Genomic DNA, 13,240 nt, shown 5'->3' with positions numbered 1-13,240 from the left:
GGCCCAGGGGCAGCCCCCGGCACACGTGCCGACGTACCACCCGCAGCCGCAGTGGGGGACGTACCCGCCGCCGCGCCGGGACCGGGGCAGAGCCGTGCTGGTGGCGGCGTTCTCGGCGGCCTCGGTCGCCCTGGTCGCGCTCGTCGCCAGCGTCGTCATCGTGGTGAACACCCCGCAGGAGGACGTCTCCACGGGCGGGACCGACCTGTCCGCGTTCTACGACACCTCCCTGTACGCCCAGCCGCACCCGGCGGAGGTCGACATCGTCGACCACCCGCTCTACGGCGTCGCCATGCCCGAGTCGGTCGACTGCGGCCTGCCGGAGCTGCGCACCGACTCGGACGACTCCTGGGAGGCGTTCGCCAACGAGGCCGGGACCTGCCTGAACGAACTGTGGGCGCCGGTCATGGACGAACTCCGCCTGGACCCCGAACTACCCGAGATCACCGTCACCGACGAGGCCCTGGAGACGGACAGCGAGGACTCCTTCACCCTGGCCTACTACGAGAGCGACCGGGGCCTCATCACCGTGGTCCTGCCCAACGTGCGCCAGGTCGGCGAGCAGATCCCCGACACCCACCAGGCGGACGTGTGGCTCGCGCTGATGGGCCACGAGTACGCCCACCACGTGCAGTACGCCACCGGCATCCTGACCATCTCCCACGACCTCCGCCGCAGCGCGGGCAGCGAGGCCGACGAGCTGGACACCCTGCGCCGCACCGAACTCCAGGCCGAGTGCATGGCCGGGATCGGGCTGCGCGGCCTCACGGACCCCGGGGGCGACTCCCTGGACGTGGTCAACCTCCACTTCAACGGCGGCGGTGACCTCGACACCCACGGCAGTGCGGCCAACCGGGCGTACTGGCTGGAGTCCGGGTACACCAGCCCGACCGTGGGCGGGTGCAACACCTACGACGCGGCCGCCGGGGACGTGACCTGACCTCAGCCCTGTCCGAGGATCCGCCGGTAGGCCTCCCAGTCCCGGAACTTCACGCGTTCCCCCCGCTCCAGGTCCGCGGCCTGGTCGGCCTCGGCGGTGTCGATGCGCAGCCAGCCCTCGTAGTCGCTGTGCCGCAGCCCCCGGTCGTCCAGCACCCGTTCCAGGGCCACGGGTTCGGGGGCCGCGTCACGCAGGCCGGGGGCGTCCTCCAGCAGCGCGCGGACGGTCCCGGCGGCGTCGGACTTGTTCGTGCCGATCACCCCGCTGGCGCCCCGCTTGATCCACCCCGCGACGTAGTCACCCGGCACCGGTGCTCCCCCGGCGTCCAGCACCCGGCCCTCCTCGTGCGGCACGGTCCTCGCGCCGGAGTCGAAGGGCACACCTTCGAGGGGCACTCCGGCGTACCCGACCGAGCGCAGCACCATACCGACGTCCATCACCTCGTGCTCACCGGTCCCCTCCAGGTGTCCCTCCGGGGTGAGCCGGGTGCGCTCGACCCGTAGGCCCCGCACGCGGTCCTCACCCAGGATCTCCACGGGTCGGGACCAGAAGTGCAGTTCCACGCGGCGCGGGCGCCCCTCTGGGGCGCGCTCGGCCTGTTCGCGCAGCAGCCTGAGGTTGGTGCGCGCCGCCCGGGACACGTCGCGCAGCCCGGGGCGGTCGGCCCCGATCTCGGTCAGGTCGATGTCCACCTGTTCGGGGCGCACCACGATGTCCGCGCCGGGGAGGTCCAGCAGGTCACGGAGTTCGGGCGCGGTGAACTTGGCCTGGAGCGGGCCCCGGCGGGCCAGGAGGTGGATCCTGCGCACGCGGCTGGCGGCGAACACCTCCAGCACGGCCTCGGGAACGTCCGTGTGCCGGAGCTCGTCGGCGGTCTTGGCCAGGACACGGACCACGTCGAGGGCCACGTTGCCCGCCCCGACGACCGCGACCTCCTCGGCGTCGAGGGAGAAGTCGTCCCACGTGTTGTCGGGGTGGCCGCAGTACCAGTTGACGAAGTCGGTCGCGGCGACGCTGCCGGGCAGATCCTCACCGGCCACGCCCATGCGCCGGTCCACGCTGGCCCCGGTCGCGTAGACGACGGCGTGGTGGGACCGGGCCAGGTCGGCGCGGGTGAGGTCGGTGCCGAACTCGACGCCGCCGACGAACCGCACGTGCGGGTGCTCCAGAACCCTGCGCAGCGTCCGCGCCACGCCCTTGATCTTGGTGTGGTCGGGCGCCACCCCGTAGCGGACCAGGCCGTAGGGGGTGGGCAGCCGGTCCACGATGTCCACCCGGACCGGCACGCGGCGCTGGCGGGTGAGGGCGTCGGCGGCGTAGACCCCGGCCGGGCCGGAGCCGATCACGGCCACCCTGAGCGGAGTCTCGTCCTGCGGGCTGGGCTGGTCGGTCATGCACCCATTCTGGCAGCACCGGAGGCGGTTCCGGTGCTGCCAGAAAGGTGTGGATCAGGCCTTCTCGTCGGCCAGTTCGGGGTGTCGGCCGCCGCGCTCGCCGTACCGGGACACGGTCTCGGTGAGCTTGCGGGACAGTTCCTGCGGGGTCAGGCCCTGCTGCTGGAGGATGCGGTCGCGCTTGGCGTGGTCGAGGAACTCCTGCTCGATGCCGAAGGTCCGCACGGGCACGTCCACCTCGTGGTCGCGCAGCAGGCGGGCCACGGCGTCCCCGACGGCGCCGGTACGGCCGTTGTCCTCCACGACCGCGACCACGGAGTGCTCGGCGGCCTCGGCCACCAGGGCCTCGTCCAGCGGCTTGACCCAGCGCGGGTCGATCACCGTGACGCCGATGCCCTGGTCGGCCATGCGGTCGGCCACCTCACAGGCGACCTGGGCCATGGTGCCCACCCCGACGATGAGCAGGTCCTTGCCGTGACCGCCGTCGGTGGCGCGGCGCAGCAGGTCCATGCGGCCGACCTTGCCGATCTCGGGCAGTTCCTCGGCGACGGCGCCCTTGGGGTAGCGCACGACGGTGGGGGCGTCCTCCACGGCCACGGCCTCGCGCAGCAGGGCGCGCATGCGGACGGCGTCACGCGGGGCGGCCAGGCGGAGTCCGGGGACGACCTGGAGGATGGACATGTCCCACATGCCGTTGTGGCTGGCGCCGTCGTTGCCGGTGACGCCCGCGCGGTCCAGGCAGAAGGTGACGCCCTGGCGGTGCAGGGCGGCGTCCATGAGCACCTGGTCGAAACAGCGGTTGAGGAAGGTCGCGTAGACGGCGACCACCGGGTGCAGGCCGTTCATCGCCATGCCGGTGGCGGCGGTGGCGGCGTGCTGCTCCGCGATCCCGACGTCGAAGACGCGGTCGGGGTAGGCGTCCGCGAACTTGTTCAGACCGGTCGGGTGGAGCATCGCGGCGGTGATGCCGACGATGTCCTCGCGCTCGCGGCCCAGCTCCACCATGGTGTCGGCGAAGACCGACGTCCACTTCTCGACCTTGGGGCCGGGCTTGGCCTCACCGGTGTCGATGTCGAAGGGGCCGGGGGCGTGGAACTGGTCCTCGTCGTGGTTCTCGGCCGGGGCGTACCCCTTGCCCTTCTGGGTGATGACGTGGACGATCACCGGTCCGCCGAAGTCGCGGGCCCGGCGCAGGGCCTTCTCCACGGCGGGCTCGTCGTGGCCGTCGATGGGGCCCAGGTACTTCAGCCCCAGGTCCTCGAACATCATCTGCGGCTGGATGGTGTCCTTGAGGCCCTTCTTGAGGCCGTGCAGGGCCTCGTAGAGGGGCTGGCCGACCACCGGGGTGCGGTTGAGGGTGTTCTTGGCCAGGTCCAGCGCCTGCTCGTAGCCGGGGGTCATGCGCAGCGAGGAGAGGTGGTCCGCCAGGCCGCCCATCGTGGGCGAGTAGGAGCGGCCGTTGTCGTTGACGACGATGACCAGGCGCCGGTTCCGCTTCTCCGCGATGTTGTTCAGGGCCTCCCAGGCCATGCCGCCGGTGAGGGCGCCGTCCCCGATGACGGCGACCACGGTCCGGTCGGTACGGCCCTGGACCTCGTTGGCCTTGGCCATGCCGTCGGCGTACGACAGCGAGGTGGAGGCGTGGGAGTTCTCGATGAAGTCGTGCTCGGACTCGGCGCGGGAGGGGTAGCCGGACAGGCCGCCCTCGGACTTCAGGTCGCTGAAGTCGTGGCGGCCGGTGAGGACCTTGTGCGCGTAGGCCTGGTGGCCGGTGTCGAAGAGAATGGGGTCCTTCGGTGAGTCGAAGACCCGGTGCAGCGCGATGCTCAGCTCGACGACGCCGAGACTGGGACCGAGGTGCCCCCCTGTCTGGGAGCAGGAGTCGACCAGGAAGTCCCTGATCTCCCGGGCCAGCACAGGGAGCTGGTCGGCCGGGAGCTTCTTGAGCGCTTCCGGATTGTGTATCGACTCGAACAGTGTCACTGTCTCGTCAGTCCCCTCGTCCAGCGTGTCCACGTTACGTTTGCCGCTCCGGCCCCTGACGTGGGCCGGACATGGCTACCGACAGGTATACGTACCCGAGTTTATGGGCCTTCGCCCGCGGGTCACACCCGGCGTCCCCCCGAGGCTACGGATCTGACGGTACCCCCGGCACAAGGGTGTGGCCCTTACGGAGGACACCGCCGGGGCCCGCACCCGCCTCGGAGGTTTCGGCGTAGATTACTCCCTCTTGGGAGCGGGTTTACCTGATACGGCCCGAGTGGCCGAGGTTAGCCGAGCGCGGCCTGTGCGAGGAGGCCGATCGCGGAGACGGTCACCACACACAGCAGGGCCCTGCGCATCAGCCCCGGGTCGACCCACCGGCGGATCCGGTTTCCGACGAGGAACCCCAGGCCCACGCAGGGGATGGCGGCGACCCCGGCCGCGGCGGTACGGGCGTCCAACTGCCCGCCGATTCCGAGGGACACCAGGGAGAGGGCACCGCCGAGCAGGAAGAACGCGGCCAGGGTGGCGCGCACGCGCTCCGGCGGTTCGTGCTGGTAGAGCAGCGCCATGGGCGGTCCGCCCACCGAGGTGGCGGTGCCCGCGAACCCCGAGAGGGTGCCCGCCGTGACCAGGGAGACCGGGGTGATGCGCACCCGGAAGGACCGCACGGTCAGGGCGACGGCCACGAGCACCATGACGCCGACCACCGCCGCGAGGGCGCGGGGTTCGAGGACCGCCACGACCCACACCGCCAGCACGGTTCCCGGAACGCGGGCGGGCAGCCCCCAGGCGAGGCCGCGCCAGTCCACGTGGCGCCACTCCTGGACGAGGGTGAGCATCGGCAGGACGATCACGGCGATCAGGAGGGAGCCGGGCATGAGTGTGGGGTCGAGGAAGGAGATCACCGGGGCGGCGACCAGACCGAGGCCGAGCCCGACCATGCTCTGGACGGCCGCCCCGGCGAGGACGGCGGTGGCCGCGGTCAGGAGGAAGACCCAGGCGTCGATCTGCCCGAACAGGGTGTGGGGCGTGGGTGTGAGGAGATCAGCGAACATGAGGGGACGACGGTATATCCCCCTCTGGCCGATCGGGATTAGGAGATAGGGAGATGGGACGACGTCGCCTCCATAGCGACGCACCTCGCACACTTCGCGCACGTGGGAGGGCCCGGACCGGTGGGAGTGGGAACCGGCCCGGGCCCCGCGAACGGCCGGGGAGGACGGCCGCCGCGATGGGGGAAGGCTAGGCGCCGCCCCTGGCGTGGGTCCTGCGTCCGCGACGGGAGACGGCGTCGAGCACGACCGCGATCAGCAGGACCGCCGCCGTGATCATGAAACGCACCGAGGTGTCCATCTGGAGCAGCAGCAGACCCGAGGTGATGGCACCCAGCACCAGGCCGCCGAGCAGGGCCGAGTAGGCGTTCCCCCGCCCGCCGAACAGGCTCGTGCCGCCGATCACGGCCGCCGCGATGGCCATCATCAGTTCGGCGCCGCCGCCCGTGGAGACGCTGGCCGCGAAGTTGCGGGAGACCAGCATGACGCCGCCGAGCGCGGCCAGGGTGGAGGCGATCCCGAAGACGGAGATCCGGATCAGGTCCACGTTGATCCCGGCCCGGCGCGCCGCCTCGGAGCTGCCGCCCACGGCGTAGACCATGCGGCCGTAGCGGGTCTTGCGCAGCACCAGGTCCAGCACCACCACGAAACCCACGAAGATGAGGAAGGCGAGCGGTACGCCCTTGTACTGGTTGAGGACCCACACGCCGCCCGCCAGCGGCAGGGAGAGCAGGAGGGTGCGGAACAGCACCTCGGCCAGGGGCTTGTACGGCAGGCCGGCCGAGCGGCGTCTGCCCTCGACCACCAGGACCGAGAGCAGGTAGAGGCCCACGGCGAGCAGGACCAGGAACCAGCCCACCACCGGGACGAAGTAGGTCTGGGTGAGCATCGCGATGGCGCCGCTGGAGCTGGTGTTGATGCTCCCGTCGCCGCCCATGAGGTAGAGGTGCACACCCTGCCAGCCGAGCAGCCCGGCGAGGGTGACCACGAAGGCCGGTACGCCCATCTTCGCGAAGACGAACCCGTGGAGCAGACCCACGAGGAGGCCGACGGCCACGGCCGCTCCGACCGCCGCCCACTCGGACCAGCCGTGCCGGACCGCGAGGACCGCCAGGACCCCGGCGGACAGTCCCGCCACCGATCCGATGGACAGGTCGATCTCACCGAGCAGCAGGACCATGATGACGCCTGTGGTCATGAGGCCGATCGCGGCGATCTGCACGGTCAGGTTCGACAGGTTCTGCGGGGACAGGAACCGGTCGTTCATCGACTGGAAGACGACGGCGATCAGCAGGAGGCCGACGATGACCGGCGCCGCGCCGAGCTCCCCTCCCCTGAGATTGCGTCGCAGGGCCCTGAGCCATCCGCCGGGCGAGGCGACGGTGGCCAGCAGGCGGGGGTCGCGCCGGGGTTCGCTCGCCGTCACGGACGTGTCGCCGTCCTGGGAGGTGTGTGTCTGCTGGCTCATTCCTTGTCCTTCGTGGCCGTGGCCGATGAGCCGGTACGGGTGGATCGACGGGTCACCGGGTTGTCGGAGGCACCGGTGATGGCGGCCACGATCTCCTCGTAGCTGGTCGAGGCGATGGGGAAGTCGCCCGCGTTGCGGCCGAGGCGGAGCACGACGGCACGGTCCGCGACGGCACGGACGTCGGCCATGTTGTGGCTGATCAGGACGACCCCCAGCCCCTGGTCGCGCAGGCGCTCGATGAGGTCGAGGACCTGGGCGGTCTGGGCGACGCCCAGCGCGGCGGTGGGTTCGTCGAGCATGACGACGCGGGGCTGGCCCAGCAGGGACCGGGCGATGGCGATGATCTGCCGCTGCCCGCCGGAGAGGGCGGCGACGGGGATCCGCAGGTCGGGGATGCTCACCGACAGGGAGTCGAGGAGCTCCACGGCCCGCCGTTCCATCTCGACCTCGTCGAGGGTGCCGGGGAAGTGGAGGCGCTCGTTGCCCAGGAAGAGGTTGCCGACGATGTCCAGGTTGTCGCAGAGGGCGAGGTCCTGGTAGATGGTGGCGATCCCGAGGCGTTGGGCGTCGGCGGGCGCCCCGATGGTGACCGGCGTGCCGTCCCAGAGGACGGTGCCGCCGCTGTCGGCCGGGTGCGCTCCGGCGATGACCTTGACGAGGGTCGACTTGCCCGCGCCGTTGTCCCCGAGCAGGGCGACCACCTCCCCCGGGTCGACCTGGAAGTCGACCTCGGAGAGGGCCTTGACGGCCCCGAAGGTCTTGGAGATCCCGGACAGTTCCAGGACGGGTGTGCTCATGTGCCTGTTTCTCTCTCTCGCCCCGGCGGGACGGGGCCGGTCGCTCCACGCGGCCCGGCCCTCGCGGGGCGTCGCGTCCGGGCCGCCTCCGGCAGCGGGGCGGCCCGGACGTCGGATCTGGCTAGAGGGCTTCCTTGCAGAAGTCGAAGTCGGCGTAGTCGTCGGTGCAGATCTGCTCGATGGTGTAGAAGCCGTCGGAGACGACCGTGTCCGCGATGTCGTCGACGGTGACCGCGACGGGGTCGAGCAGGACGGAGTCGACCTTCTCGCCGTCCGCGTCCTCGACCTCGGTGACGCTGTGCTCACCCGCTTCGAGGTCGTCGCCGGTGGCCAGGGAGACGGCCATGGCGGCGGCGATCTCGGCCTCGGGGCGGATGGCCTTGTAGACGGTCATGTACTGCTCGCCGGAGACGATCCGCTGGATGCCGTGCAGCTCGGCGTCCTGTCCGGTGACGGGTGGGAGGTCGTCGACGGAGACCCCGGCGCTGCGCAGGGCGGAGATGATGCCCGCCGCCATGCCGTCGTTGGCCGAGTAGACGCCGACGATCTCGTCCAGGCCGAGGGAGGTGATGGCGCCCTCCATCTGGCTGTTGGCCTCGTCCGGTGACCAGTCGGGGGTGTCGAACTCCTGGCCGATCTCGACCTGGCCCTCGAAGATCTCGTGGGCGCCCGCCTTGAAGTCGCCCGCGTTGGGGTCGGTCGGTGAGCCGTTGATCATGACGATCTGGCCGTCACCGGCGGTCCCCTCCTGTTCGAGGGCGCCCAGCAGGGCCTCGGCCTGGACCTGACCGACCCGGAAGTTGTCGAAGGAGACGTACATGTCGACACCGCCCTGGGCGAGGCGGTCGTAGGCCACCACGGGCACCCCCTGGCCGCGTGCCTCGTTCACGGTTCCGGCGGCGGCCTCGGAGTCGACGGCCCCGAGCACGAGCACGTCGACCCCGGCGGTCAGCATCGCCTGGGCCTGGGTCTGCTGTTCGTCGACGTCCTGGTCGGCGTTGGCGTACGAGAGCTCGCAGTTGGGACAGAGGTCCGTCAGCGCCTCCTCGAAGTACGGCTTGTCGAAGGCCTCGTAGCGGGCGGTCTGGAGCTCGGGGAGCAGCAGGCCGACGTGGAATCCCTCCTCGATGCTGTGGGTCTGGGTCTCACCGGCGGAGTCGTCCGTGGTGAGCGAACCGCAGGCGGTGGCGAACAGGGCCAGGGCCGCACCGGCGGCGGCGACGCCCAGGGGTGCGGTGGGGCGACGGTGTGGGGAGCGTCTCGTGGTCAACGCGGGGGGCCTCTCTTGCGGAACCAGCGCGGATGAGAATGCGCGATCGATGGTGTGAAGTAGAACCCCGCGTCCACCTTGTCGTCAACTGTTGAACACATAACCGAAACATCACGAGTCTTGAGTTCACAAGGTTAAATCAGCATCGACGCAGGCCAGGACGCTTGCCGCCAAGGTGAACACCGTACGGGAGGGTCGGGAACCTCGGGACGGGCGCCCTCGGGGCGCGGCCGGGAGGTCCGGGTTCAGCTCAGGCTGTGCGCGGCCGTGAGCAGCGCGCCACGGATGGACGCGTCCTCGCCCAGGGCACTGGTCCCCAGTTCGAGCTGGGCCAGGGCGCCGCCCAGGGTTCCCAGCTCCATCGACCTGCGCATGGGCACCAGCAGCAGGTCCCCCGCCTCGGCCAGGTCGCCGCCGACCACCACGCGGTCCGGGTTGAACAGGTTGGCCATGATCGCCACTCCCTGGCCCAGGGCGCTCCCCGCCTCCGCGACGATGCGGCGGCTGCCGGGGTCGCCCTCCCGCGCGGAGGCGACCATCTCCCGCAGCAGGGCCCGGTCCGTGCTGGCGGCGAGGTCGTGGGTCCGGGGCAGCATGTTCAGCAGGTACCCGGTACCCACGAAGGTCTCCAGGCAGCCCCGGTTGCCGCAGCGGCAGACCTGGCCGCGCGGGTCCAGGCCGATGTGCCCGATCTCGCCCGCCGTACCGCCCGCGCCCCGGAAGAGTCGACCGGACATGACGATGCCCGCGCCCACGCCCTCCCCGAGGATCAGGTGGATGACGTGGTCGGCCCCACGGGCGGCGCCCAGCTCCCGTTCGGCCACCACCGCGAGGTTGGCGTCGTTCTCGGCCAGCACCGGCACGCCGAGCCGCTCCCCCAGCGCCTCCGCAGGGCGGAACCCCGCCCACCGGGGCAGGCAGGAGATGGCGCCGACCTCGCCGGTCCCGGGCGCGATCGGCCCCGGGACGGAGGCCACCACGGAGGTGACCGTGCCCAGGTCGATCCGGGCGCCCAGCAGGGCGGTCTCGGTCAGCCAGGCGGCCCGGCGCACGGCCCTCCCGGCGTCGACGGCCACCTCGTAGGCGATCGCCTCGCGGGCCAGCACGTTGCCTTCGCTGTCACCGACCGCCACACGGATCCGGTCGTCGCCGAAGTCCACGGCCACGACGGTGCCCGGCGGCCTGAGGAGGGTGACGGCCCGGGCCCGGCGGCCGTTGGAGGAGGTGTCGCGCACGGACACGGTCCCGGCGGCGCGCAGGCCCCGCACGATGTTGGAGACGCTGGCCGCCGACAGCCCCGTGGCACGGGCCAGTTCGGCCTGGGTGCGGGTTCCGTCGCGGCGCAGCACGTCCACGACGCGCCGTTGGTTGGCCTCCCGCAGCGCGGACTGGGATCCGGGGGTCGTGCCGGCCTCGGTCACCACGTGCCCCGTCTCCGTCCGCTCGCTCCGGCGTTGTTCCGTCGAATGTTACAAGCATTGAACGGGGAACCGGACCTTCGAGCCCCGGCCCGGTCCGGCGACCACGGCCATGCCCTAGGTTCGTTGGCATGGAGAGGGTGAGCACCGACCGGCCCGGGTGGGCGGAGGACGTGGCCGGGGCGGTTCTGGGCGCCGACCGGCGGGGACCGCTCGTCCGGGTCGTGGCGGTGGAGGGGCGTTCCGGGTCGGGCAAGAGCATGGTGGCCGCTCGGGTGTGCCGCGCGCTGGCCGACCGGGACGAGCCGGTGGCCCTGGTGACGATGGAGGACCTCTACCCGGGCTGGGAGGGGCTGGCCGAGGCGCCCGCCCTGCTCAGGTCGTGGGTACTGCTGCCCCTGGCCGAGGGGCGCCCGCCCGCCTGGCACCGGTACGACTGGAAGCACGGGGCGTTCGGTGCGGAGCGGGTCACCCTCCCCGCCGCCCTCGTCGCACGCGGGGGCACCCTGGTCGTGGAGGGGTGTGGTTCGGGGGCGGCCCCCGTGCGCGACCTCCCGGACCTGCTGGTGTGGGTGGAGGCCGACGCGCGGACGCGGGCCCGCAGGCTCGACGCCCGGGAGGACGCGGACACCTACGCCCCGCACCGTGCGTCGTGGGCCCGCCAGGAGAACGCCCTGTACGCCTGCGACCCGCCTCGGGACCGCGCCGACCTGCTGGTCGAGAACGGTCCTCAGTAGTCCTTGACGGGCGGGCGCGAGCAGAGTTCGCGGGCGCGCCGGATGTCGGCGTCCATCGTGCGCAGGCCCGCCGCCAGCGCCTGCCCCTGGAGGGGGATGTTGCGCAGACGCAGGTCGCGCGCCTCACGCGCGGAGGACCCCCCGAAGCTCCCGTTCTCCCTGAACCTCATGATCAGCGCGACGCTCCCCGCGGCGAGGGACGACAGGAAGAACAGCATGCCCAGTCCCGAACCGTTGAGCGCCACTCCGAGGACCAGGGACAGGAACAGGAAGACGATGGCCGCCGCCAGGAACATCGTCCTGATCCTGGAGATCTGCCCCGACTCCGAGGCCGCGGCGGCCAGCGAACTGTGTTCACGCCGCAGGGACTCCCGCTGTTCCGCCCACACCCTGCGCTGTCGGATCAGGGTCACCACGGCCGACAGGGAACCGTAGACCGCCGCCGCGTACCCCGCCCGTCGGGCCCCCGAGGAGAGCTCGACGCGTGACCAGAGCGCGCTCGTCCAGTCCAGGGCGCCGGGCATGTCCCCCGGGTCCGGGGGCACCATGAGATCGGGGTTGAGCAGGAAGGTGAGCGCCAGCGCCGGGTCCATCCGACCCTCGAACCCGCGCCAGCCGTTGAGGTTCTGGGCCAGTTCCCGGTGGAAGGCCATCCCGGTCCGCTCGGCCTCCTCGACGTCCCGGGCCAGTCTGCGCAGCTCCGGGCCGTCCTCGTGCCGGTGCTCCGCCATCTGCCGCAGCAGCTGCGGCCGGGCCAGCAGCATGAGTTCGTTGGCCTCGTGCCCGCCGGTGATCAGCGGACGCGGGTCGTGGAAGAGCTCCCGCAGCCCGGCGAGGGTGAGTTCGTGCCCCCGGAAGAGGGGTGGCAGGTCCGGACAGGCCTGGGCGACGAAGGACGCCACGGCCATGTTCGCGTCCCGGACCTCCCTGCGGAACAGGGAGCGGTCCACCTTGGTGTCGTTGATGTCGTTCATGACCCAGGAGCCGAGCATGGCCCGCTCGGCCGGGTCTCCGAGGATCATCACCGCCTCGGTCCAGTGCTCCTGCATGGCGGCGGCCAGCGGCTCGATCCTGGTGAAGCGCACCCCCGCGAAGCGGTAGGGCGGGACGCCCTCATCGGGGTCCGTGTCGGGCGCCGACGGACCGTAGGAGCTCTGGAGCCGTACCAGTGACGGCGGCGGGGTGAGGTACGCGGGCCTGCCCGAGGGCGGTGCGGCCGCGTGGTGCGGCGGCGCCTCGGGTGACGGGGGCCGGGGCGCGTCCCCTTCCGGACCGGGGGACGGCGGCTCCGACGACTGACCGGCGGAACCGGGAGCGGTCCCCGCGACCAGGTGGTGGAGGAGGGCGGGCGCGTCCGGGCGCCGCCTCGGGTTCTTGTCCAGGCAGGCCAGGACGGTGTCCAACAGTGGCCCGGACAGGTCCCCGGTGTCGGGTTCCCCCGAGAGCACCCTGGCAATGCGCGCGGCCTGGGTGGGGCCGTGGAAGGCGTCCCGACCCGTGGCGGCGAACACCATCACCGACGCCCAGGAGAAGACGTCCACGGCCGCGGTGAGACGCATCCCCTCCAGCTGTTCCGGTGCCATGTACCCGACCGTGCCGACGATGCCGCTGGCGGTCACGGAGGTGGACTCCACCGCGCGGGCGATCCCGAAGTCGATCACCCGGGGCCCGTCCGAGGCGAGCATGATGTTGTCCGGCTTCAGGTCCCGGTGCACCACACCCGCCGCGTGGATGGCCGCGAGCGCGGTGGCCGTGGCGACGGCGAGGCGCTGGAGCTCGGCACCGGTGCGGGGTCCCTCGACGGTCACGGCCCGGTGGAGGGTGGGCCCGTCGATGAACTCCGTGGCGATCCAGGGCTGCGCGGCGTCGGGGTCGGCGTCCAGGATCGTCGCGATACAGAACCCGCTCACCCGGCGGGCCTGATCCACCTCGGCGGCGAAGCGGCGCCGCATGTCGGTGTCACTGGACCAGTTGGCGTGCAGGAGCTTGACGGCGGCGCGGGTACCGTCCTCGGCCTCACCGAGGAACACCTCCCCGAAACCGCCCCTGCCCAGCGATCGCGTCAGGGTGTACGGACCGACCGCGCGGGGGGCGGGCGTCAAGTCCGTGGTCTCGTCCACGAGCGCGTCCTTCCTTGTCTCTCTTGTCCTGCCGTCCGGACGGTGGGGCCCGAGCCCG

The 13,240-nt window shown here is 71.9% G+C and carries 10 protein-coding genes; 2 read left to right on the top strand and 8 right to left on the bottom strand.

The features are described from left to right. The first annotated feature begins 94 nt into the window (after positions 1 to 94). The gene (locus ACRWK8_RS22900; protein ID WP_431872818.1) at positions 95 to 940 is read left to right on the top strand and encodes a neutral zinc metallopeptidase; all 846 of its coding nucleotides are present in this window, start codon (positions 95 to 97) and stop codon (positions 938 to 940) included. A gap of 2 nt (positions 941 to 942) precedes the next feature. Here ACRWK8_RS22900 and ACRWK8_RS22895 read toward each other — a convergent pair whose 3' ends face one another. From ACRWK8_RS22895 to ACRWK8_RS22865, 7 genes are all read right to left on the bottom strand, one after another. Then, positions 943 to 2,334, bottom strand: a complete 1,392-nt coding sequence (locus ACRWK8_RS22895) for an FAD-dependent oxidoreductase (RefSeq protein ID WP_431872808.1) — start codon at positions 2,332 to 2,334, stop codon at positions 943 to 945. 54 nt (positions 2,335 to 2,388) lie between these two features. Further along, a complete protein-coding gene (gene dxs / locus ACRWK8_RS22890) occupies positions 2,389 to 4,317 on the bottom strand; it encodes a 1-deoxy-D-xylulose-5-phosphate synthase (protein ID WP_378739547.1) in 1,929 nt (642 codons plus the stop codon). 287 nt (positions 4,318 to 4,604) lie between these two features. Next, positions 4,605 to 5,375, bottom strand: coding sequence for a sulfite exporter TauE/SafE family protein (locus tag ACRWK8_RS22885; protein WP_378739545.1), 771 nt, complete (start codon positions 5,373 to 5,375; stop codon positions 4,605 to 4,607). 187 nt (positions 5,376 to 5,562) lie between these two features. Then, on the bottom strand, positions 5,563 to 6,840 hold the full coding sequence (locus ACRWK8_RS22880) for a sugar ABC transporter permease (RefSeq protein ID WP_378739543.1): 1,278 nt from the start codon (positions 6,838 to 6,840) through the stop codon (positions 5,563 to 5,565). Further along, entirely contained in the window at positions 6,837 to 7,637 is an 801-nt protein-coding gene (locus ACRWK8_RS22875) for an ATP-binding cassette domain-containing protein (protein ID WP_378739541.1), read from the bottom strand. Before ACRWK8_RS22875 ends, ACRWK8_RS22880 begins: the two co-directional genes overlap by 4 nt. Before the next feature lie 121 nt (positions 7,638 to 7,758). After that, positions 7,759 to 8,907, bottom strand: a complete 1,149-nt coding sequence (locus ACRWK8_RS22870; protein WP_378739539.1) for an ABC transporter substrate-binding protein — start codon at positions 8,905 to 8,907, stop codon at positions 7,759 to 7,761. A gap of 245 nt (positions 8,908 to 9,152) precedes the next feature. Then, on the bottom strand, positions 9,153 to 10,328 hold the full coding sequence (locus ACRWK8_RS22865) for an ROK family transcriptional regulator (protein WP_378739773.1): 1,176 nt from the start codon (positions 10,326 to 10,328) through the stop codon (positions 9,153 to 9,155). 128 nt (positions 10,329 to 10,456) lie between these two features. Here ACRWK8_RS22865 and ACRWK8_RS22860 point away from each other — a divergent pair, with 128 nt between their 5' ends. After that, entirely contained in the window at positions 10,457 to 11,062 is a 606-nt protein-coding gene (locus ACRWK8_RS22860) for a uridine kinase family protein (protein ID WP_378739537.1), read from the top strand. Here ACRWK8_RS22860 and ACRWK8_RS22855 read toward each other — a convergent pair. After that, entirely contained in the window at positions 11,056 to 13,182 is a 2,127-nt protein-coding gene (locus ACRWK8_RS22855; protein ID WP_431872804.1) for a serine/threonine protein kinase, read from the bottom strand. The two genes, ACRWK8_RS22860 and ACRWK8_RS22855, sit on opposite strands and share 7 nt — an antisense overlap. Positions 13,183 to 13,240 lie beyond the last annotated feature (58 nt).

Origin of the sequence: Nocardiopsis eucommiae, assembly GCF_965344335.1 — a bacterium.
GTDB classification, from domain to species: domain Bacteria; phylum Actinomycetota; class Actinomycetes; order Streptosporangiales; family Streptosporangiaceae; genus Nocardiopsis; species Nocardiopsis eucommiae.
Note: the sequence above shows the minus strand (reverse complement) of the source record. Positions and strands in the feature narration are given on the sequence as shown.

Coding starts and splice junctions, on each gene's coding strand:
- ACRWK8_RS22895 (WP_431872808.1), bottom strand. CDS start 2,334: ATGACCGACCAGCCCAGCCCGCAGGACGAGACTCCGCTCAGGGTGGCC.
- ACRWK8_RS22885 (WP_378739545.1), bottom strand. CDS start 5,375: ATGTTCGCTGATCTCCTCACACCCACGCCCCACACCCTGTTCGGGCAG.
- ACRWK8_RS22880 (WP_378739543.1), bottom strand. CDS start 6,840: ATGAGCCAGCAGACACACACCTCCCAGGACGGCGACACGTCCGTGACG.
- ACRWK8_RS22875 (WP_378739541.1), bottom strand. CDS start 7,637: ATGAGCACACCCGTCCTGGAACTGTCCGGGATCTCCAAGACCTTCGGG.
- ACRWK8_RS22860 (WP_378739537.1), top strand. CDS start 10,457: ATGGAGAGGGTGAGCACCGACCGGCCCGGGTGGGCGGAGGACGTGGCC.